Source organism: Coleofasciculus sp., assembly GCF_046565525.1.
Classification (GTDB): Bacteria; Cyanobacteriota; Cyanobacteriia; order Cyanobacteriales; family Coleofasciculaceae; genus Coleofasciculus.
Genome location: NZ_JBKHUP010000010.1, coordinates 87389 through 110567 on the forward strand (window position 1 = coordinate 87389; position 23179 = coordinate 110567).

Here is a 23179-nt window from a genome sequence, read left to right on the forward strand (position 1 = left end):
TTGTCATTCGTTTATGTTATTTGGTAGGGGCGGGTTTAGTGACATCTGGGTCATTGGAAACAATAGGGGTGAAACCCGCCCCTACACAGGTTTTATTGCTTTGGGCAATGCTCCTTGCATCTTACTTAACCACTCAATTAAATTTTCTAACTGTTTGTTAGCTTTGAGGACGCCTAATCCCCGTACTGTTACTTTACCAGGAGAATAGACAAAGCGCGATCGCAAATTTTCGGGTAAGTTCTCTTTCAATAGATTCCACGCCGGTTCCTCCATGGGCGTTTCCAGAACAATGTGCTGTTTCCCTTCGGGTTTAATTCGACTAAATCCTAGAGACTTCGCCACCTGTTTGAGTTGTACAATCCGCAATAATTGCTCAACGGGTGCGGGTAAAGAACCATAGCGATCATTCCAATCAGCCGCAATTTGGGCTAACTCCGACGGGGTATTCGCAGCCGCCACTGTCCGATACGCACTCATTTTTTGCTCCAAATCGGGAATATAATCAGCCGGGATAAAGGCGGTGATATTCAAGTCAATCTGCGTATCATCCACTTGGGGAATTTCTTGACCCTGAATCTCGCGAATGGCTTCTTGCAGCATTTCCATATACAAATCAAAGCCAATCACATCCATTTGTCCCGACTGTTCCGCCCCTAGAAGATTTCCCACCCCCCGGATTTCCATATCCCGCGTCGCGAGTTGATATCCCGAACCCAACTGAGTAAACTCCTGAATCGCCCGTAAGCGCTTGCGAGCAGGGTCAGAAAGCGTTTCTCGCTTCGGATAGAATAACCAAGCGTGTGCTTGAACCCCAGATCGCCCGACTCGTCCCCGCAGTTGGTAGAGTTGGGCTAGACCAAAGCGTTGGGCGTCTTCAATCAGGATAGTATTCACTCGCGGAATATCTAACCCCGATTCAATAATAGTGGTACAAATAAGGATATCCGCATCCCCGTTACTAAAGGTGAGCATTGTCGCTTCTAATTCCCCTTCTGGCATTTGCCCATGGGCGATAGCCAATCTCGCCGCTGGTATCATTTCCCGCAGTTTAGTGGCTACTTCTTCAATTCCCTCGACTCGGGGAACAACATAGAACACCTGTCCCCCTCGATCTAATTCCGTGCGAATTGCGGTACGAACCGCTTCTGGATCATAAGGGGCTAAATGGGTTTTAATGGGACGCCGGGAAGGGGGTGGTGTGGTAATTAAACTCATTTCCCGCACCCCAGATAGGGACATATATAAAGTACGGGGAATGGGTGTAGCGGTTAAGGTAAGCACATCGACTTGAGTTTTTAGAGCTTTAATTTTCTCCTTTTGGTTCACCCCAAATCGCTGTTCTTCATCAATGACTAACATACCTAAGTCGCGGAATGTTACACCTTTTCCTAATAATTGATGGGTACCCACAACAACATCTAATTCCCCAGTATTGAGGCGGCGCTGAATCTCCTTGCGTTCCTGAGCGGTGCGGAAACGGTTGAGTAATCCCACATGAATGGGATAGGGAGCAAAGCGTTCTTTGAGGGTGTGGTAATGTTGTTGAGTCAGAATCGTGGTTGGGGCGAGGAAGGCGACTTGTTTGCCGGAGGTAATCACTTTAAAAATTGCCCGCAATGCCACCTCGGTTTTCCCAAACCCCACATCCCCACAAACCAAGCGATCCATGGGGCGCTCGCTCTCTAAATCTCGCTTCACATCTTGCACCGCCTTGAGTTGATCTGGGGTGGGTTGGTAGGGAAATGACTCCTCTAGTTCATCTTGCCAAGGGGAATCCACGGGAAACGCATAACCGGAACGTTGACTGCGTTGGGCATAGAGCTTGAGTAAATCAACCGCCAGTTTCTTAATGCTTTTGCGAACCCGACTTTTGGTCTTTTCCCAGGCTTTGCTGGACATTTTATTCAGTTGGGGCGCAGGGCTATCGGCGCTGCGATAGCGAGACAAAACCCCCACCTGATCGGCGGCTACTCGCAATAATCCATCGGCATATTGTAAAACTAGATATTCACGGGTTTCATGGTTAAGGGTGAGGCTTTCTAGCTTGACAAATTTACCAATCCCGTGGTTTTTATGTACCACATAATCCCCAGGGGTTAACTTATTCGGGTCAACCTGTTTCGAGGCGGCGCGGCGTCGTTTACGCACATAACTGGGGGTGGCGAGGGTATGCTGCCCAAAAAACTCGCGATCGGTAATGACAACAAGGCGAAACGTAGGCAGGATAAAGCCTTCGAGTTCAGCTAATCCGGAATATTTGACCGCCACGGGTGTTTTCTGGCTTTGCAGTTTATCAATGGCGGGATAGTCACGGGGATTAGGAACAAATTGGGCGGGACAATCATGTTCCTGTAGAAGAGAGACAGAACGACTAGGTTGAGCAGAAATCAGCCAAACCGAAAACTTGCGATCGCGTTCACTGCGGACAATTTCTGCAAGTTTGGCAAATTGGTGCGGTGTTGCGGGAATGGGGCGGCTGGCTAAATTTACCGCTTTGTCATTGGTTGCTTCTGCCAGTTCTGATAAATAGACTGCAAAAACGTGCCATGGCGCGTCTGGGTCAAATTGACGATGCAGAGGGGGAAGGGGATGGGCAAGGGTTTCTAAATGTTCTTGGGCGTGTTCCACCCAGCGATCGCAATGGGCGCGACATTGTTCGGGTTCGTCAATGGCAATAACGATATTATCGGGTAAATAATCCAATAGAGAGGCGGGTTTTTCAAAGGCAATACCCAAGAAGCGGCGACTCCCTTCCAGATGTCCCCCGGCTTGCCAAAGTGCCTGTTCCTCTTCCTCTAGATGGATTTGAACCTGTTGAACTTGGGTATCACTGAGGGCATCGGTAATAATGGGGCTAAAATCAGTAGGGGTAAGTACCAGTTGCTCAATTTTATCTAGGGAGCGTTGGGTCGCGGGGTCAAATTCGCGCAGTTGTTCGAGTTCATCCCCAAACCATTCCAAACGCACCGGTAATTCAGCCGCAACTGGGAAAATATCCACAATATCACCGCGCCGACTCCACTGACCTTCCATTTCCACCAGTGGCACTCGATCATAACCCAAGCGTGCTAATTGTTGATCGATTTGTTTAGTGTCCCAACTTATGCCTCGGTTGATTGTCAGGCAGTAGGATGCCAAGGCGGCGACGGGTGGTAAATGGGGTTGGAGTGCCGCATGAGTGGCGACAATTGCCAGTCCCTTGTGTTTTGTCTGTCCATTGTCTTTTGAAGTCCCTGGGTTAGCCTGATCAGAACTTGACGAATGACCAATCACCAAATCGGCTAATACCTGCATTTGTCCCCAAGTCATTTCCGATTCTGGGTTAAAAGGTTCGTAGGGTGAGGCTTCTGAAGTGGGATAGAAATGAACCGTCTGCCAATTCATCGCTTCCAATTGCGCCGCCCAGCGACTAGCTTCTTCCAACGTGGCACAGACAACCAAAAGATTACGCCCTGCGGCTTGGGCGATGGCAGATGAGACTAACCCCTTAGGTAGACGAGCAATCCCATTCAGGTGCAAAGACGACTGACGATTCAGTTTAGAGAGGAGTTCACTCGTCAGAGGCGATCGCTCCAGAGTCCGAATGATAGAAGAGAATGCCATGATTCACCGCACGTTATTAGAAATAGACAACCCAAGCCGCCATCCATCGGCTTATCTCATTGTAGAAGCCTTGGTCGAGGCAGATTTACTCACTTATGAGTCAAAAAGAAATAATAATCGTCAAAAGAAGCCCCGACACCAAACCCCCAACCTGATTCACCCCACACCCAATCTCCCGATCAACCCCTCTGCGTCCCTCTGCGTGAACCTCTGCGTCCCTCTGCGTTAAAAAAACTATTCTATCGCCACCCTCAAACCTTGGTCAGGACGGGTTTCCTCCCATGGATAGGAGTCAAAAGGAACCCCGACACCAAACCGCAGACGCTTCTCGCATCACATCTCTACAGCCAAAACCCAGAACTCAAGTCATGCTTAATACTAGAACGTGAGGAATACATCCTCCCTCACTTGCCAGCCACTAAACCCATGTCCTCTGTCTCTCGCGAAATTGTCTTTATCCTCTTACTTATCGGACTCAATGGTATCTTTGCTATGTCAGAGATGGCGATTGTCGCCGCTCGCAAGGTGCGCCTGCAACAATTAGCTAATCAAGGTAATTCTAAAGCTCGCACGGCTTTGGAGTTGACTAATTCCCCGAATCAGTTCCTCTCCACAGTTCAGATTGGGATTACTCTGATTGGTATCCTCGCCGGTGCCTTTGGCGGTGCGACGATTGCCGAACAACTCGCTACCCAGTTGAAGGGGATTCCCCTACTTGCCACCCGGGCAGATGCGATCGCGTTATTTGTTGTCGTGGTGACGATTACCTACCTGTCTCTGGTTATCGGGGAACTGGTGCCTAAGCGATTGGCACTGAGTAACCCAGAATTAATCGCCACGGCGGTAGCGACACCGATGAAATTTTTGGCAAAACTCGCAGCGCCTGCGGTTCATTTATTAAGCTATTCCACGGAAACTGTATTGCACCTGTTGGACATAGCCCCTTCCCAAGAACCGACGGTAACTGAGGAAGAAATCAAGATTTTAATGCAGCAAGGCACAGAAGCAGGAACCTTTGAGAAAGTCGAACAAGACATGGTGCAGCGAGTATTTCGGTTAGATGATCAACGGGTTGGTGGCTTGATGACGCCTCGTCCCGATATTGTCTGGCTAAATTTAGACGATTCCTCGGAAATGAACCGCCATAAAATGATGACGAGTTCCCATACTCGTTTTCCGGTTTGTCAGGGTGGAATTGACAATGTGCTGGGTGTTGTGCAAGTCAATGCCTTACTTGCCCATTGTCTGGCGGGTTATCCTCTCGATCTAACCTGTTGCTTGCGGCAGCCATTATTTATCCCCGAAAGCACTAGGGCGCTGAAAGTACTGGAGTTATTCAAGCAATCAGGACCCCATTTGGCATTGGTGGTGGATGAGTATGGAATAATTCAAGGATTAGTGACACTCAATGATATTTTAGAAGCCATTATTGGTGAAATTCCCTCTTTTGATGATGCGGATGAGTTGCACGCGGTACAGCGGGAGGATGGTTCCTGGTTAGTTGATGGTATGTTATCCGTTGAAGAGTTCCGCAAACTATTTGGCATTGACGAGTTACCGGGAGAGCAACGGGGAAACTATCATACGTTAGGCGGTTTTGTGATTACTCATTTAGGTCGCATCCCTACTGCGGCTGAATATTTTGAATGGGGAGGGTTACGGTTTGAAGTGATGGATATGGATGGCAATCGGGTGGATAAGGTATTGGTGGCACCGTTGCAAAAAGAGTTTTATCCGCGTTCCAATGATGTGTATTGAAACTCATACCAAGTTGCATTCAAAGATATAACTTTCCCTCCCCCTGCTTCCAGACGCGCCATGGCACGTCTCTACATTGCTTCCCCTGCTTCCCCTGCTTTTCCTATTTACTATGTTTGAGCACAACTCGGTCTAAGGCGGGTGGGCATTGCCCACCCTACGGTAAATAGGAGGATGTCACCGAGTCTCGATATCGTACAAATGGCAGAGAGTGTGTAGTTTTTGTTTGACACGCTCACGCACATTCTCTGGCGACATGACTACGCAATCTCCCCCGTACCGCAAGACTTCTCGTTCCAACCAGAAGGGGTTTGATACGCGCCGTATGACCTGTCGTACCTCTCCGACAACTTCATTGCTAATGTCTTTCGCTCTCGGTTCGTAAGCTTTAACCATTCCTCGATAAAAGTGTAAGTACACTTTTAGGTGATCTAAGCCTTCACTGTGCCACTGTCCTTCAATCGGTTCAATCGCTTTGATTCGATCTAGGCGCAGACAGCGATTGTGTATGAGTTCTGGAAAGCTTGTATTTTTGAGGTCTTCTGTTTCTTCACACCAGATTTCTAGGTAAAAACGCTTTTCTTCAAAGGAAATTTCAGCGTAACGAACGGTGAACTCTAACTCTTGCTCTTGAGCGTTGTAGTAAAGCAGACGAAACGGTTGTTGGTGATTGATGTGTTGATCGACCCGGATTCGCCATGCTTCGCTAGGTTGGCTAGCTAGCTGCTGGAGGGATTGACGCACTGGATTCTCCAGGTTTCCCTGTTCTAGCAACAGACTTAAAAGCGTATGAGCTTCTCCGATGTAGCCTGAGTCAATGAGGACTTTGGTTGCTTGCTGTAGTGCAGCTACATGGGTTGAGTTTAGGTTGAGGGATTGTCCAACTTCAACTTGTTGCTGTGCGATCGCCACAATCAAACCTGACACACTGGGTTCTTTGCCCCAGAGGATGTTGAGGCGACGGGCGATCGCTTCGAGTTGCTCCTTGGTTCCTGGTGGAATTGACAGTGTTAGGGTTTCTTTTTTTCTGGGCATTCAAAAATGTACTTGCACTATTTTTATTTTTATGCCATGATGTTTTATGTAAGGGCATTATACCATCAATTCATCAAGTTTAAGTGTGGCTGCTGTCGCTAATCTTGACCCTGTTCAATGTTGCGTTTTATGAAGCGCACTGTTTACACACACCTACTGAATGAAAGGAAAGCAAGATGCTAAAACGCCGTCGGCTCCTGAACCGTGAGCCGGAAAGTTTAGATGAGCAATACTTTAAGGAGATTCGCCCCAAGCTGTACGAGTTACACGCTACTCATGGACAGTATGGAACACGCAAAGGGCGGACTCTGGCGGAACACCTTGACTCAGCCTGTCAGTTTGTCCTTACCGTCAGCAAAATTGCTAAGGTTCCTGAAGAGAAACGAGCTTGCATCCTTGCAGCAACGGCTGTTCATGATTTGAACAAACTGATAGAAGATGGGCGCAATGTCAAAACCTTAGCACGCGATCGCAACGTTCTCACCGAACAACTTGATCGTGCTGGTGTAAGTACACTGGTCAAAACCGATGAAGATCTTGAACTGATTCGCCGTCTGATTGAAAGCCATTCAGGTCATGGTAATAGCGATGGGATGCGGTTTGTTGCCGAAGATCCCCAAGTGAAAGACCAAATCAAACGCTGGGCGGCGATGCTGATTGGTGGGGATTTATTCGATTTGGAAATTCCTAAAGAAACGCGGATTCGTAAAGTCGAAAATGAATTAACCGTTGCTTTGGCTCGTCCTAGCCAGTTGTTTGAAGTGAGGTTATCAGAAGATCGGGGTTATCTAACTTCACTGTTACTATCTGCTTGTGAACAAGTCTTGCATAAGCGCGATTTGCATACCCTTGCCATTGACCCTGATGGACATATTTTTGCAGGTGAAGTCTTTCCTGAAGACGATTTAACCGTTGAGATTGCCAGCGCATGGCAGAAACAGATTGATCGGGTTTTTGGTGGCAATATTGAACAACTGGTTAAAGCCACTAAAGATGGAATTAAAGTCGATCCGCAAGCCATTCAACAGAATCTAGAAGGGGCGCTTGAGCAAGTCGAAATTTTGCTAACCCGGAAGCTGAGTGGCTACAAATCTGATAAAGTTGCACAAGATATTCAGAAGTACGGTAAAGATGCGGAAGAAGACGCGATCGCGGCGGCTCAATCTGTTGGATTAACTCCTGTAGCCACGGCTGATGAGTTTGCGCTTTCGGAAGGAATGAAAGCCGCCTATCTCAGCTATCGAGAAGCCGAACTTAGTCCTAAAGCGGCTTGGGATCGCATAGCTACCCAGGTTGGACTTTCTCCTGCACAACGTAGGGCTTTAGAACCATTCAACGCTCAATATGGGCGGAGTTTGTTTGCCGTTAAAGGGGTAGCCTGTGGGATAGAAAGCATTCGCGCCACGTTACAAGATTCATTTCAACTTCGACAAACTGAAGATGTTGATGTTTCAGAAGATTTGATAATAGCGGTCAGACGATTACTAAATTTTTCTAGTGCAACAGATTGGAAAAGGTTTGCAGAACTGACAGCTTATGTCGAGGCAAATCCGCGCCAGCGCTGTTCTCTGGGAGCAACTTCTGCTCAGGTTGATGAATTGATTTCTAACAAAATGCCACCGGGAACAAAAGTACAAGCGTTCTCAAATCGTCTTCCGGGTGGTATGAGTGCAGAACCTAAGCGACGGGCAGATAGTTTGGCATCCCTGGCTTATCAGCTAATGACAGTGGGGGCTAACTTTCCTAAAGCCAGCAAACAAGACCCACTTTACTTACACTTTGCCCTACCTAAAGGGTCAAGTCCTCAATTACAAGCCATTTGGCGAAAGTGGCTTCACGATACAGCAGCAACGAACGCAGAAGGAGGAACGGTAACAATCGATGAATTGCAATTATATCGAGATAACTTAATTGCGTTTAAAACCAATAAAGTTGTTGGGTTTGCATTACCAAAGCGTCCAGAGTTCACCTATTCTACTGTGACAATTCCGGTGGTTTGGGGTGATGTTAATAATTCAGTGGCGTTGCTCAAATCGTTACGCTTGGCTTTAGAACTATCCCTTGCCCCTGATTTTGGATTTCCCTTTATTCTCAGTGCTAATTTAGAAGTTGAGCCAGAGTGGGATGTTTTTGGCAGAGTGGAAGGAATTGCTTCGTCACTTCAACCGTTACTCGGCTCAGGCATTTATCAACGTCAAGGGCATTTATCTAAACAAGAACAGCAATTGGCTTTGACGGCTGAAGCGGTTTTAGAGCGTTTACAGTGTATTGGTCAATTAACGATTAATGTGGCTAGTCTTCAGAAAAAAGATGATTGCCTCTACGATTTAGCTCGCGCCGCTCAACGACCCCTAAATCTGTATTTTGTCCTATTGCGATGGATTTTACGAGAACAAGAGAACCCAAATCTAGAAGCAATATGGACTCGCATTTGTGAACCTTTAACCACACTACTGAAGAGTCTTATGTCAGAAGAACATGATCGCGTTTCACATTATCTCAAACAAGCCGCTCGTATTGCTGAAGTCGGCAAACTGCGGGGCAGTTCATTTCGTCGTACTGCTCAAGCTGAACCCTTTTCTGAATTCATTAAGGCTGTGCGATCGCGTAAATCTCACATGGATTGGGAAACGATTTTTGCGGCGCTGGTTCAGGACTATCACACTCGCCTTGATCGGATTCGAGAACATGGTGTTGGGGCAACGAAATATGAGCAAGTTAAACAGTTTTATCAAATTATAAGAGAACTGTTTGAAGAGGTTTATCATTCACGTCCAGAACGGCTTTTAACCGATAGCAAAACTCTGGAAGCCGCTTATCTGTTCTTTTTACAAGAAGCTCGTCAAGAATTAAAAGCCCAAACTAAACCAGCAAAACTTGTCAGTGACCAGTAATCAGTAATCAGTAATCAGTAATCAGTGATCAGTGATCAGTGATCAGTAATCAGTAATCAGTGATCAGTAATCAGTGATCAGTGATCAGTAATCAGTGATCAGTAATCAGTGATCAGTGATCAGTAATCAGTGACGGATTAAAACCCAAAACTAAACCAGCAACTGAAACTAAATCGGAGTAATTATCATGTCCCTTGAAACCCTAAAGCTATTTCTCGCATCCAGCTACGAAAACTTTCCTAAAGGACGCACTATAGGAGTTGTTGTCCTTCGCACCACGCAATCTGAAACGATTTTTCGCACGGAAGGTACAGGGGAACCGATGTGCAGTGAGTATGTTCAGGCTGGAATCGAGCATACCCAATCAATTCCTCGGTTGGTAATGACTAAGCGTAAGCAGGTTGCACCCGAACGGCGGCGAGGACGGGAATTTCTGCGATCGCACGAACTCCTCTACTCTGCACCCAAGAGCAATGCTCTTTGCGCTCTTAACACGAATGCACCTTGTGAAATGTGTATTGACTGTTTCCTCTATGGTTTTGCTGCTGGAGGGGAAGGCGCACAAAAAAGCCGGGTTTGGACAGAAGATGCTTTTAGTATTTTGCCTTCCACGGAATTAATTGGCGATCGCACGATCAACGCCATCTTTGAAAATGGAACGATGCGAGATGAAAAAGGTAATCCCTCAACTGCTCTCAATACCAGCGAATACATTAAACCGGGCGTTCATTTTCTTGATATTGTCACCCTCAAAGATGTAACCGCTGATGAGTTGCGCTATGCTCTCGGTAACATTCTACTGACTAGCCGTTATGGAGCGGTTTCGAGCCGCGTTGGACGGATGGAAAACCAGATTATCGGCGTCTTTGGTGGCATTGCTGAACTGCCAAGTTCTCTGGAATTGGTGCAGGGTGTTTACGACAAGCTGATTGCTGATGGAAAGGCTCTCGAACATCCGTTTAATACTGAAGCTTTAGTGTCGGTGACTCAATCCGTTATTGCTAATTGGACTAATAAACGAGGAATTTCTGTGCAACTGTCTGCTGAGGAACTGGATGCTCTGATTGCTGATGTCGATCGCCATTGGGATTTGACTGAACAGGAAACATTTCTCAAGCGACTCGATCAATCTTATGCACCCCTGCGCCAAGTGAAAAGTGAAGGGAAGAAAAAAGGACGAGGAAATAAACAGGAAGAGTAAGCGATGCAACAGTTAGAACTTTCGTTCATGTCCTCTGATATTAACCTACCGTTTCCAACCGCTCGTCTAATCGAGTTGTGGTGTGCTGAACCCGTCTTTTTTGCGTCGCGGGAATTATCAGACACCTACTACACCGAAGGCGCGATCGGTAATTATGCTCTCGCTTATGCACTGGGATGGGCGCGCGCGCCCTACCGCCTGATGGGGAAAGATACGGGACGACCGAGATATTTAGAGGATCTTACCCCATTAGCTCAACAGTGCTACATTCTTCCGGCTTACCCAGTCGAGGGGGGACTATCATTCCGGTTTGAGCGTTTCAATGCTCTATCTGATTCTTACTGGTATGCCATGACAAATAACCGTGTGGCAACGGCGCGGGAAGATTTGCCCCTGAAGCGAACCGGGAAAAAGCCAAGTACTTTTCGCCCTAGCAACTTTCCCCAAACTGGCAGATTGCGAGTGATTGAGCGAGGTAGCCGCTTTCAGACATTGGTATTTGGAAATCAAGAACTACCTGAATACATCCGCGTGGGCAAATTTACTAGCAAAGTGCGTGTTGATGTTATGGGAGAACTGACGGTAACGTTACTTTCTGCGGGTGAACATTACTGCAATGTCTATCTTAGTGCGGCTGATCTGCCGAATAATCTGGAACTATTTAGCTTTGATTTAATCTCGATTCCTCCGGTTTCATTGCTGAAAAACCTGCGGTTTAATGGTGCAGCATGGAAAGTTGGCGATTTTACCCTACCTGCAAATTTAAGATTCTGTGGTGGACGTACTAATGAGTAATCTAAAAATCAACCTCGAATCCCGCAGCATTGCTGCTTGTCCCAATCCTGACTTACCCTCAGACTTGGCGCAAGCATTCATGCAGAAAACACTTCAACACCAAGTTGATGTTTATAAAGCAGCAGAAACGAATGATATTATCCTTGACCTTGCACCAACAGGAACTGGAAAAACGAAGGCTGGCTTGAGTGTGCTGCGTCATAATTCCAAATCTAATGCTGTCTACATTGCACCCACTAACGCACTGATTAAACAGCAAACGGAAGCGGCTGATAAATTTGTGCGGGATGCTGGTTTACCCCATATTGTCAAAGCGGCATCGGCAAAACATATTAAGCGTTGGCGAGGGGATCGAGTTGGCAAGCGTTCAGGAGAAAAGCTTTACAATGTATTGCGTGAACCTGCAACGATTTTTCCAGAGTGCGGCGGTGGTCAACCTATTCTGCTGGTGACTAACCCCGATATTTTTTATTACGCCACATTTTTTGCTTACAACAGGTTAGATCGCAGCAATATTGCGAGTGAGTTTTACAACAGTTTTGCCACGGTTATCTTTGATGAGTTTCACCTGTACGATGCCAAACAGCTTGTTAGCTTGTTCTTTTATTTGGCGCTTTCTAAAGAGTTTGGTTACTTTCAGTACAATCGCAAAGTTGTTCTTTTGACAGCAACACCGGAACCCGCCTGTGAAGCTGCTCTAAGAACCCTTGAATACTCTGGTGTTAAGATTGCTCACATTGATGGAGAATCAAAAACAGACTATCTTATTCCTTCCCAAACGGCTGTTCGTTTGGAAATTCGGAAGCGGTTAGACAAAAACAAACTGATTTCTGACATTGCTAATGAAGTCATCCAGAGACTACAGACTTATCCTCAGCAATACGGTGCAGTTATCTTAGATTCTCTAGACCAAATTAATCGGCTCAATGAGCGACTCTGTGATGCAGGTTTAAAGCAGTTGCGTGGGCGGATTACAGGTGTAATCGAGGGTGAAGATCGCCAAAAGTCAGCTCAGAAACAAGTCATCTTAGCAACCAGTACAGTTGATGTTGGGTTTAACTTTGAGCGTGAAGTTGAGCCAGAGCGACAGAACCTAGATTGGCTGATTTTTTCATCTCGCGATCGCTTTGCTTTTTGGCAGCGTCTTGGGCGAGTTGGGCGGGTGTTGGGTAAGCCGCAAACGGATGTTCCCTCAGACGCGATCGCGTATTTACCTGAACAAGCTTGGGAACAGGGAATCGAGAATTTAGACTGCTCAGGTGGACGAGAAGCCCTCAAGCAAATGCTAGAGAGTTTGGACTGTATGAATCGTCCGTTTTTAGAGATTTACTGGCGTTCTGAAGCCTTTCTAGAGATAGCAAAACCTTTACTTGAATTTGAGACTTTTCTCGACGGTTTACCTAATGAAGATTTGGTTGTTAAACTTTATCAAACGCTTCAGAATATCCTGAATGGAAAACGACAATGGGACTATTACAGAAGGCGAATGAAAGTCTTAAAAGGTGCAGAGGATATTGCCCGGAAAACGGTTAAAGAGATTCAAAAGGATTGGAAATATGTCAAAGGCGGTCAAAGCTTTGTCATGAGTTATCTGAGAGCTTACTGTCCAGAATATTTTGATGAGATTCAATCTGTACGCACTTCTATTAAAGATATTGAGCAGATGATTCAGAAAGACAAAGAGCTTGCACAAGACATACAAGAATACGCCGTAATTATCAAAGAAAGCTATGCTCCTTTATTTCGGTTTCGAGACAGCTTATTTAATAGTCTAAAAATTTATGATCCACATAATCTGCTTTTGGATGAAGTGGGAGAAACCAATCTTGACCCCATTCATTTACTGCGCTTCTATGAATTTGAGACTGATGGTGAGCGCATTGAAGTTACATCACGAGCTGAACAACCGTATAATCTAGCATTTTCGCTGCTCGTTGATGATTTGGAAGAATTCAAAAATACGCTCTTGTGCAAGCTTTATGCGTTTGAAAATTGCAGTATTAAGCGAATGCATGGCGATGTTGTATGTCCTACACCATTAGTTATTGAGAAACAGCTGATTCCCGGCGTAATTGTTGCTGAAACGGCGAAGAATCGCTGGGCGATCATGCGTTTGAGAAAGCAGGGATTAGAGTGTTACCCTATTTTTGTCTCGTCCTACGAGTCTCCCGCACCGAAGCAATACACATTCTTTCCAAGTTTATCTGGAATTTTGGCGATCGCGGCTGCTGGAGTTGCCCTAAAATGTCCTGATGAAGAGGATTTCTGGGTAATTTAAATGCTGTCACTTAGTGTTAATATAGAAGCTATAATAATGGTTAGCAATATGCCCCTTTTAAATCCCAATCAATCTTATACGTTTAGTAAAATCTTTGAACTCCAGATTGAGCCAGAGGATTTCGTGACTGAATTTGGCTACACACTTGAACGAATTCGACTGAACATTAAGCCAATCAATGCGTTAGCTAATTTTGCCCTTTATAGTCGCGTTGGACGCAAAACTCCCATGGGTGGTGAGACGAATTAGGGGCTGCTGAATAAATGTTGTGGTGGGGGTAGGGAGATGGGGGAGTGTCAAGAGAAAATAGTTTTATGTGTAGGGGCGGGTTTCATTACTATCGTTTTTTGTTCACCCTAATGTCACTAAACCCGCCCTGTCTAAATGATGAATGACAAATGACAAATGACGAATGACAAATGACGAATGATGAACGAAATAGATTATATTCCCATCACAGCACTCAACCACTATGCTTACTGCCCCCATCGCTGCTGGCGGATGTTTTGTGCGGGGGAGTTCAGTGATAATCAATACACAATTGAAGGGACAACATTACATACTCGCGTCCATACTTCTGGAGAGGGACAGCGAGAGGAACGAGAGCAAATTCGAGCGATTTGGCTTAAGTCGGAACGTCATCAGCTAATTGGAAAATCGGACTTGATTGAATCAGAATCGGGTCAATTATATCCGGTGGAATATAAGCGGGGACGTCCGGGTGAATGGAATAACGATGAATTACAAGTGTGCGCTCAAGCTTTATGCCTTGAGGAGATGACTGGAAAAAGGATTACAACAGGCTATATTTACTACGCGACGTCCCACCAACGCCAACTTGTAGACATTTCAACGGAGTTGCGACAAGAGACGCTGACAACATTAGACGCGGTAAAAAAGTTGCTGGCTACGGGTATAATGCCTGCGGCTATTTATACTAAACGTTGCTCTGGATGCAGTCTTTATTCCCAATGTTTACCCCAAGCGGCTAGTAAAGTGGAACGTTATCAGGAAATGAATTGAAAGAGGAGAATAGTATGGGAACCGTTTATATTACGTCTGAGGATGCCTTTATCGGCAAAACTGATGAACGCTTGCAGGTGAAAGCGAATCAACAAAAGCTTTTGGATGTACCGTTGATTAAGGTCGAGGGTCTGGTTGTTCTGGGACGGGCAACGATTTCGCCGGCGGCGCTGACAGAACTTTTAGAACGCAAAATTCCGCTGACGTTTCTCACCGCAACGGGGAAATACTTAGGTAAGTTTGAACCGGAATTGACGAAAAATATTTTTGTCCGTAAAGCGCAGTGGAAAGCTATGGGAGAGTCAGAAAAAGCGATTCATGTGGTTAAAGGTTTTGTTCGAGGTAAGCTCAAAAATTATCGGATGATGCTCTATCGCAATCAGCGCAAACATGGAGCACTTGAGTTGGGTGAAGCAATACGTCGCTTAGATCATGCGATCGCGCCGATTCACCAAACCCATAATATTAACTCTCTGCGAGGCTTAGAAGGGGCTGGTAGTGCTGCTTATTTTGGGGTATTTAACCAGCTTCTACGCACGACGAGTTTTCGCTTTGAAGCCAGACGCCGCCGCCCTCCTACTGATCCCGTTAACGCTTTGCTGAGTTTTGGTTACTCCCTATTGCGTCACGATGTCCAAAGTGCGGTGAATATTGTTGGCTTTGACCCTTATTTGGGTTATCTTCATTGTCAATATTATGGTCGTCCTAGTTTAGCACTGGACTTGATGGAAGAATTTAGACCGTTAGTGGTGGATGCTGTAGTTTTGAGTGCGATTAATTTGGGGAAACTGACTCCCGATGATTTTACGACAGAGACACTCAGTAATGCGGTGCTGCTTTCTCCGGCTGGGCGAAAAGTATTCCTCAAATTGTACGAACAGAAGAAGCAATCTGAGTTTAAGCATCCGGTGTTGAAACGTAAATGCACTTATCAGGAGGCGTTTGAGATTCAGGCGCGACTCTTGGCGAAGTATCTGATGGGCGAAATTAAGAAATACCCACCTCTGGTACTGAAATAAGCGGTCGTGCTTGATATCAAACCTAACCCCAGTTCTCTGTTTAGAGCCTGACTTTTCACGGGAAACCTAGAAACCTACATCGGGGCGGGTTTAGTCACATCTGGATGCAACCGAAAAGATAGTAGTGAAACCCGCCCCTACACACGTTGCGCCACATAAAGTTGCTTTGCTTTTATTGCACGGGGGAGAATTTAAAGCCTCTCTCTAACCTGACTTTTCACGGGAAGTCTAGAAACCTGAGTCGGGGCGGGTTTAGTCACGTCTGGATACAACCGAAAAGATAGTAGTGAAACCCGCCCCTACACATATTGCCCCAAATAAGGGGGGATGGAGAGAGGTTTTCCCCTGACCAAAAGTTAAGTACACCCGACACCCTATTGAGTAAACACGATGTATATTGTTGTGTCGTATGATATTCCAGAGGATAAGCGCCGTACCAAGATTCACTCGATCCTTAAGTCTTATGGGCAGTGGATGCAGTATAGTGTATTTGAGTGCAACCTAACGGATACTCAATATGCGAAGTTGCGATCGCGTCTGAATAAGGTGATTAAGCCAGACGAGGATAGCATTCGCTTTTATTTCCTCTGTGGCTGCTGTCAGGGTAAGGTAGAGCGAATTGGGGGAGAGCCACTGCGAGATAATTCTATTTTCTTCGCTTAGTTGCGTCCACCAGGGGGTGTTTTTTGACGGGGGAGAAGATTTTAGCCTACACTCCTTGTCTGGTAAGGGTTTGAAGCCTCTCTCCAAAAAATGAGGTAGTCGCCACTTCTGAAAGGCTTGCTACATAAGGGTTTTAGCCAATTTCTTCTAGTCCTCTTGCCAAGTCTCGGCTCTAGAATGCTATAATTAGAGGAGGCAGTCGCCAATGAACCTTGAAAACTAAATACAGCAAGCTTTTCAAGTGCCTGCGGTTCCAATGACATTGAATCCCTATCAGGGATTGAAACATTAGCCTCTGTCGTTTCTGCCGAATCACAAATCCTTGATGCTGGTTCCAATGACATTGAATCCCTATCAGGGATTGAAACGAGTAAATCGCGACAGGAGCCTTGGCTTTAGTCTTGTTCCAATGACATTGAATCCCTATCAGGGATTGAAACTCTTTATTATCAAGTAAAGAAGAGGCGCCGCCCAGGAAGTTCCAATGACATTGAATCCCTATCAGGGATTGAAACGAATTACCACAATGACTCAACCTCGCAAGGCTATAGTTCCAATGACATTGAATCCCTATCAGGGATTGAAACAATTTAAGCGCCCTTTAGGAACCTTGAAAATAGAGTTCCAATGACATTGAATCCCTATCAGGGATTGAAACAATACAATGGTTGACGTTACTGCACTGCACTTAGGTTCCAATGACATTGAATCCCTATCAGGGATTGAAACTTTTATTGACGACTTGCACTGACAATGGTGGACTGGTTCCAATGACATTGAATCCCTATCAGGGATTGAAACTTTTGCTGCCTGGAAGCGAAGCCAAACAACCTCCGAGAGGTTCCAATGACATTGAATCCCTATCAGGGATTGAAACAGGAACCGCGCAACGGCTAAACGGTTGGTTGTGGGAGTTCCAATGACATTGAATCCCTATCAGGGATTGAAACAGAAATCAATCAACCAATCAGCTGCACCTGGCATAGACGTTCCAATGACATTGAATCCCTATCAGGGATTGAAACTCAAAGCGAAAAAAGTATTATATGGCTAGGAGTTGTTCCAATGACATTGAATCCCTATCAGGGATTGAAACTCGATGACATATTGCATTTTCAACTCCAAATCTGCGAGTTCCAATGACATTGAATCCCTATCAGGGATTGAAACACTGAATCCACCACTTGTAAACTGGTGGATTAAACGTTCCAATGACATTGAATCCCTATCAGGGATTGAAACTAGCAGATTGTCAGCGGCGATCGCGTTCCGCACCAGTTCCAATGACATTGAATCCCTATCAGGGATTGAAACGTACGCTCTCCCTCTGCTGGATCAAAATCTTCTCCTGTTCCAATGACATTGAATCCCTATCAGGGATTGAAACCAAGCTAATATTCCATTTAATTTCCCAACTCCAGGTTCCAATGACATTGAATCCCTATCAGGGATTGAAACGGATTGTATCCTTTGGGCATCTTTTCGATGTCGTCGTTCCAATGACATTGAATCCCTATCAGGGATTGAAACAGGCATGATGTGCAGTGTTGGATTAATCCCAACAGGTTCCAATGACATTGAATCCCTATCAGGGATTGAAACTCAATTGGGAACCAACGCGGCTGCTCATCTGCATGTTCCAATGACATTGAATCCCTATCAGGGATTGAAATAGTTGTGACCAAATATTCCATTTGTCTGCCTCTTCCTGACTTTTCACGGGAAACCTAGAAACCTGCATCGGGGCGGGTTTAGTCACATCTGGATGCAACCGAAAAGATAGTAGTGAAACCATCCGTGTCAACTTAAGCTCAACCCCTCTCCCCCAGCCCCTCTCCATCCCCCCTAACCCCCCTTTGAAAGGGGGGGAATAGGGAGAGGGGAGCAAGAGATCCGGTTCCCCTTCTCCCCACGGTCCGGAGAAGGGGTTAGGGGATGAGGGGGAAATGTCGAGGAGTAGACAGACACAGCTTAAAACCTTGTCAGTATTAGTTTGCACCTTAAGTTGACGCCAATGTAGTGAAACCCGCCCCTACACACATTGCGCTACATACCGTGAAAACTAAAATCTCCCTCATCTCCCTCATCACAAAACCCGAAATGATTAATAGGTAGGCAACGGGGGAGGCGACTCTAACCGCAGTGGCGCAAAATAACGACTCTTAACTACACTCGTCGGCTTCCAGGGTGGATGCCAATACATCTCTTGAATCACCGCTTTATCCTCATCCGGTGACCAGTGAAAACAGACAACGCTAATATTATTACAGCCGACAATTTCCTCACCCTCTTGTAACCAGCGATTTCGCCATAACCAGGATATAGAACCTAATAAAACCTTTTGCCATAAGGGTGATGTCTGGTGTAATTCGGGTTGGGGATGTCGCTTCAGCCAAGGTACTGACTCCGCTTTTTGGCGTTTACTCCACTCTGTGCGATACCGCCAATCGGGTTGCGATCGCTCATCCTTGAGGGCGACTTGCCACGCAATGTCCCAATTCCCTTGAGGAACCTGGATTTGCTGCCAAAAAGGTCCTTCACCGGGAACAGGCAGATCCTGGATTCTCACCTTATCGGGAGTGGTGATAATTTCCAGCAGTTGTGGCGGTTTCTCCCATCCCACCCAATATTGGGGTTGTTCTAATAGCAGTGATTTGACTTTGGTATGAGCTAAATAGGTCTTTAACTCGGCATTTTTAATCGCACTAGAGGTTAACTGTACCAGCACAGAGGCAGATTTAGGATTTTGGCTCTCTTGAGCTTCCTTAACCCGCGATGGCTCATCTCGACAGCCTTCATCTGCTTCCCAGATGTAGCCTGATGCTTGTCTCTGGAGTTCCCCACAGGGATGGGACCAATAGTTGAGGCGAACCACCGAACCATAGTGAATATCCCCCGACAGCAACACGATGCGATCGCGTCGCTGAAATAGCGCCGTTAACAGCTTCGTAAAAGCGACATCGTGAAAGTTCCACGAATCCCCCACATCAGTCCCAAACACCTTACCCTGACGCCAATACCACTGTTGAGCTAAATCCACTATCGATGCATGAATTAAGTTTGTCGGTAAAACAATTAACGTGGCTTCAATCCTTGACTCACCCGCCGCTTTTAGCTGATCGGTTTTGTCTAGAGAGTCTTCAATTTGCTGATCAAAAGCTGTCGGGGATAATAGCATCGGCGGCGCCATCAACTGATCTTCTCCCATGGGATAACCCCGCCACGTCCGCGTATCGAGTACGATAACTTCGTGTTTAAAACTCCTCACGCTATAGTGCCAGATTAAGCTAGGAGTGCGATCGCCATAGTCTCGATTCAGGACTAAAACCGTTCCATCCTGTTTCAACTTCGGCAATCCCGTTTCAGCCTCAATCCCAGGTACTCCCAAATACTTACCCATCTTCTCCCAGGCTAATTCATCCGTCCCGGCGGATTCTGACCATTGTTGCAACGCCTGCAATAGTTTATCTCCCGGTTGCCCTGAGGTAAACTGTTCCGGTGTATTTCCCCACCCTTGACACAGGGTATAGGCTAATAGTCCATTTTGTACCACCCGTCTACCCAGAGGTTTACCCAAAACCCGATTACACCACTCCCGATTCAAATACCAATCATCGCTAACATCGTGGTCATCAAAGATCATATAGGTTGGCACATTCGCTAGCGATCGCCTGACTTGCCACAAACGGCTAGCAAACTCCTGAATCGCTTTAACTTCCTTATCCCACGTTTTCGGCTTTTTTCCCCTGATCTTGCCCTTAGTAAAGGGATTCACCCAAAGGATTGGCGACCAAAAAAATAGATACATCGCCAAATATTCACCCAAACTAAACAGATGACTTTTGGCGCGTTCAGGTTGATTATCCAGCATCGCGGTCAAGCCAGCATAATTATGGGCAATTTCCGTGCGCTGTCCGGGTTTCCATTCACTCACTTTTTTCCGGGAATACCCCTTAACAAAATCCCCTTTATAGGGAATATCTTCCTCCCAACCCAGTAAGGTAGTCCCCACATCGCCTAGGGCGGCTAACAACGGATCAGCCACATCATCCCCATAAATTTGATCCCCCGTTAAGAAGAGTTGATGGGGTCTACAATAGGGTTGAGCGGCTGACTGTTCTATCAAGCCATCCAGCAGGGGTAGGGCATCTTGTCCCTTACCGTGGGCTTTTCGACAGGAACCGTGAACAATCCGCAGATGATTTAAGTCATCCGGCGGCATAGCAAATGTCGGCAGATTGTGTTCTAAATAGCTAATCGTGATGAAGGGGAAAACCTCTCTGGCGTTGAGGGCATCGTTGAGGGTTTGATTGCGATCGCCAAACTCCAAATCGTAGGCATAAATCTGTCCCGGTTCGAGTAAATATCCATCCACAGGTTTAGCCGTCACAGCGACAATATGCAGGTATTTGCCAACAGCTACAGTAGCGCGTGATCCAGTCAACCGTTCTTGATCAATGGTTTTACCCTGACCGTCGATAGTGGTATAAACTCGAAGCGTAACTATACTCGGCGCTTTCAGTGCCAACCAAACCGTGACGCTATCAGGATCAGTACGCCGCAAGATTGGACCTGCCAAAATGAGCGGCAGATGGGGGAGTTGTTGCTGAAATTCGCTGTAGGCGTCGAGCAAGGGCAAAGCTAAAGGGTTGAAGAATGAGTTGTCATACAGACTTTATACTACCAAAAAAGGTTGATAGGTTTTTGGCAATCTCCATGAAAATACTCAACGGAAATAACATTGTTAAATAGTAATTCTATCAAGATTAATCAATTACTGACGGCTCTACCTGATCAGGAATACCAGCGCCTCGTTCCCCACCTCAAAGAAGTATCTCTGACATTAGGACAAATTCTTTACCAACCCGGAGAACCGATTCTCCATGTCTATTTCCCGAATCGGGCAATAGTTTCTTTAATCATCCTCTTGGCAAATGGTTTGACGACTGAAGTTGGCATGGTAGGGAAGGAGGGAATGGTGGGGATTCCTGTATTTTTAGCGGATGGGATGGCAATCAACCAGGCAGTTGTGCAAATAGAAGGCACAGCGATGAAGATGAATGCCTCGATTCTGAAAAGCGAGTTTGAGCGAGGGAGTAAATTGCCACGATTGCTCCTCTTTTACACCCAAACTCTATTGAATCAGGTTAGTCAAACGGCGGCTTGCAATCGCCAACATCGGCTAGAGCAACGGCTGGCTCGCTGGTTACTTTCCGCTCAGGATACTATTAACTCTTCTGAGTTGCGACTCACTCAAGAATTTCTGGGCAATATGCTGGGAACCCGTCGTGCTACGGTGACAGTCGCCGCGAGCAAGCTTCAGGAAACAGGTGCAATTCGCTATCACCGGGGGGTGATTACCATTCTTGATCGGGAACTGTTGGAAACCATAGCCTGTGAATGTTACAGCGTCGTGAAACAGGAGTGCGATCGCTTGCTGTATCCAAAAATCTAGCGATCGGTGATTTGTCATTCGTCATTTGTTTCCCCAGCTCCCCCGGCTCCCCCGGCTCCCCCGGCTCCCCCGGCTAAGAGACGTAGCATGCTACGTCTGGAACAACCCCATCTGTGTACGCTACCGTACCGACAAATACTCTCCATTGTGTGATGCTTGAACAGTATAGGTAGAATTGAATCCGTGCTAGCGTAGGCGATCGCTGTGGAATCAACAAAAGCTGGACGACATTAAGACATTAATGAATCATTCTTTCAAAAACAAGCGGATTCTGGTTGTAGATTACAATACCGATTCCAGAGAATTACTCAGCGTTCTTTTCGAGCAAGAACAAGCCCAGGTTCTGAGTGTTAGTAGCGCGAGGGAAGCGTTAGAGGTATATGAGGACTTTCAACCTGATATTCTACTATGTGAGCTACTTCTGCCGGGAGAAGATGGCTATTGGTTGATCCGTCGCATCAGAAGTCTTGAGGCAAAACGAGGGCGTCAGAGCTCTGCGATCGCGGTGACGGTGGCGGCTAGTGAGCAAGATCGCCAACTCGCCCTAGCTGCAGGGTTTGACAGTCATATCGCCAAGCCGCTCAAGGTTGATGATTTATTAGCGATCGCTGCGATCGTTGAGGATAGTCAACGTTGTCCCCAATTGGCACAATAAGCCAAAACGCCTTCACATTCTATAGTATTCAATCGGGTAGAATATAACTCGTCTTAACCAGGAGATGAGAGAGAAACGCTTTGGTGATGAACAATTTATTAAAAGGCATCAATGTCTACCTGATTGGCATGATGGGTGTCGGTAAAACCACCGTAGGACAACTATTGGCAAAAGAACTCGGCTACCGTTTTGTAGATACAGATGTCCTGATCGAGCAAGTAGCAGGTAAAACAATTAACCAAATTTTTACCGACAGTGGAGAGGAAGAATTTCGCCAGTTAGAAGCTAAAATCTTGTCAGAAGTATCTGCTTACACTCAATTAACTGTTGCCACAGGTGGCGGTATCGTGCTGCAACAGATGAATTGGAGTTATCTACACCAGGGTTTAATTGTCTGGTTAGATGCACCTGTAGACCTATTGATACAGCGTCTACAAGATGATACCACTCGCCCCTTATTGCAAACAACCGATCCAGCAGCAGCACTGCAAAGTTTACTTGATAAACGGCGTCATTTATATGCAGAAGCCGATCTCCACATTCTAATTAATGCCAGCGATACACCGGAAGTGATTACATCAAAGATAATAGCAGCAATTCCTTCAGTACTCAAATAAAATAAATGAGTAGGTTGGGTCGAGGGACAAAACCCAAGAAACAAAAACTCGATGTAAATCGGTTGGGTTGAACGAATTGAAACCCAACCCACAAAAGCTTTATAATATTCACAAATTGACAATGGATAATGACCTCTCCTTAAAAGAAGAGGATTGAAATTAAGGAAAATCTTTTTTAATTTC

16 protein-coding genes and 1 CRISPR repeat array are annotated in these 23179 nt (G+C 46.1%); of the genes, 13 read left to right on the forward strand and 3 right to left on the reverse strand.

Going from position 1 to position 23179, the window contains the following annotated elements; genetic code table 11:
* Nucleotides 1-81: 81 nt before the first annotated feature.
* Nucleotides 82-3603: a transcription-repair coupling factor gene (gene mfd / locus ACLGGO_RS05615; RefSeq protein WP_446418553.1), complete on the reverse strand. Its 3522-nt coding sequence runs from the start codon at nt 3601-3603 to the stop codon at nt 82-84.
* Here mfd and ACLGGO_RS05620 point away from each other — a divergent pair.
* Nucleotides 3602-3832, forward strand: coding sequence for a hypothetical protein (locus ACLGGO_RS05620; RefSeq protein ID WP_446418554.1), 231 nt, complete (start codon nt 3602-3604; stop codon nt 3830-3832). The two genes, mfd and ACLGGO_RS05620, sit on opposite strands and share 2 nt — an antisense overlap.
* Before the next feature lie 197 nt (nt 3833-4029).
* On the forward strand, nt 4030-5361 hold the full coding sequence (locus ACLGGO_RS05625; protein WP_446418555.1) for a hemolysin family protein: 1332 nt from the start codon (nt 4030-4032) through the stop codon (nt 5359-5361).
* A gap of 177 nt (nt 5362-5538) precedes the next feature.
* Here the strand turns inward: ACLGGO_RS05625 and ACLGGO_RS05630 are convergent, their stop codons facing one another.
* A complete protein-coding gene (locus ACLGGO_RS05630; protein WP_446418556.1) occupies nt 5539-6396 on the reverse strand; it encodes a helix-turn-helix transcriptional regulator in 858 nt (285 codons plus the stop codon).
* Nucleotides 6397-6572: 176 nt separating this feature from the next.
* Here ACLGGO_RS05630 and ACLGGO_RS05635 point away from each other — a divergent pair, with 176 nt between their 5' ends.
* From ACLGGO_RS05635 to cas2, 8 genes are all read left to right on the forward strand, one after another.
* Nucleotides 6573-9290, forward strand: coding sequence for a CRISPR-associated protein Csc3 (locus ACLGGO_RS05635; RefSeq protein WP_446418557.1), 2718 nt, complete (start codon nt 6573-6575; stop codon nt 9288-9290).
* Between the two features lie 187 nt (nt 9291-9477).
* Entirely contained in the window at nt 9478-10491 is a 1014-nt protein-coding gene (gene cas7d / locus ACLGGO_RS05640; RefSeq protein ID WP_446418558.1) for a type I-D CRISPR-associated protein Cas7/Csc2, read from the forward strand.
* A gap of 3 nt (nt 10492-10494) precedes the next feature.
* Nucleotides 10495-11286: a type I-D CRISPR-associated protein Cas5/Csc1 gene (gene cas5d / locus ACLGGO_RS05645; protein ID WP_446418559.1), complete on the forward strand. Its 792-nt coding sequence runs from the start codon at nt 10495-10497 to the stop codon at nt 11284-11286.
* A complete protein-coding gene (gene cas3 / locus ACLGGO_RS05650) occupies nt 11279-13564 on the forward strand; it encodes a type I-D CRISPR-associated helicase Cas3' (protein ID WP_446418560.1) in 2286 nt (761 codons plus the stop codon). Before cas5d ends, cas3 begins: the two co-directional genes overlap by 8 nt.
* A 36-nt stretch (nt 13565-13600) precedes the next feature.
* A complete protein-coding gene (locus ACLGGO_RS05655; RefSeq protein WP_446418561.1) occupies nt 13601-13813 on the forward strand; it encodes a hypothetical protein in 213 nt (70 codons plus the stop codon).
* 180 nt (nt 13814-13993) lie between these two features.
* Nucleotides 13994-14587, forward strand: a complete 594-nt coding sequence (gene cas4 / locus ACLGGO_RS05660) for a CRISPR-associated protein Cas4 (protein ID WP_446418572.1) — start codon at nt 13994-13996, stop codon at nt 14585-14587.
* A gap of 14 nt (nt 14588-14601) precedes the next feature.
* Entirely contained in the window at nt 14602-15606 is a 1005-nt protein-coding gene (gene cas1d, locus ACLGGO_RS05665; protein ID WP_446418562.1) for a type I-D CRISPR-associated endonuclease Cas1d, read from the forward strand.
* Between the two features lie 390 nt (nt 15607-15996).
* Nucleotides 15997-16269: a CRISPR-associated endonuclease Cas2 gene (gene cas2 / locus ACLGGO_RS05670; RefSeq protein WP_446352958.1), complete on the forward strand. Its 273-nt coding sequence runs from the start codon at nt 15997-15999 to the stop codon at nt 16267-16269.
* A 250-nt stretch (nt 16270-16519) separates the two neighbouring features.
* A CRISPR array of direct repeats spans nt 16520-17942; the repeat unit is 37 nt; unit sequence GTTCCAATGACATTGAATCCCTATCAGGGATTGAAAC.
* Between the two features lie 431 nt (nt 17943-18373).
* On the opposite strand, the gene ACLGGO_RS05675 is transcribed toward cas2, so the two are convergent.
* On the reverse strand, nt 18374-20908 hold the full coding sequence (locus tag ACLGGO_RS05675; RefSeq protein WP_446418563.1) for a PhoD-like phosphatase: 2535 nt from the start codon (nt 20906-20908) through the stop codon (nt 18374-18376).
* Nucleotides 20909-21004: 96 nt separating this feature from the next.
* Here ACLGGO_RS05675 and ACLGGO_RS05680 point away from each other — a divergent pair, with 96 nt between their 5' ends.
* From ACLGGO_RS05680 to ACLGGO_RS05690, 3 genes are all read left to right on the forward strand, one after another.
* The gene (locus tag ACLGGO_RS05680; protein WP_446418573.1) at nt 21005-21724 is read left to right on the forward strand and encodes a Crp/Fnr family transcriptional regulator; all 720 of its coding nucleotides are present in this window, start codon (nt 21005-21007) and stop codon (nt 21722-21724) included.
* A gap of 241 nt (nt 21725-21965) precedes the next feature.
* Nucleotides 21966-22379 (forward strand): response regulator, encoded by a 414-nt coding sequence (locus ACLGGO_RS05685; RefSeq protein ID WP_446418564.1) that lies wholly within the window; start codon nt 21966-21968, stop codon nt 22377-22379.
* An 86-nt stretch (nt 22380-22465) separates the two neighbouring features.
* On the forward strand, nt 22466-22996 hold the full coding sequence (locus tag ACLGGO_RS05690) for a shikimate kinase (RefSeq protein WP_446418565.1): 531 nt from the start codon (nt 22466-22468) through the stop codon (nt 22994-22996).
* Nucleotides 22997-23179: the final 183 nt, after the last annotated feature.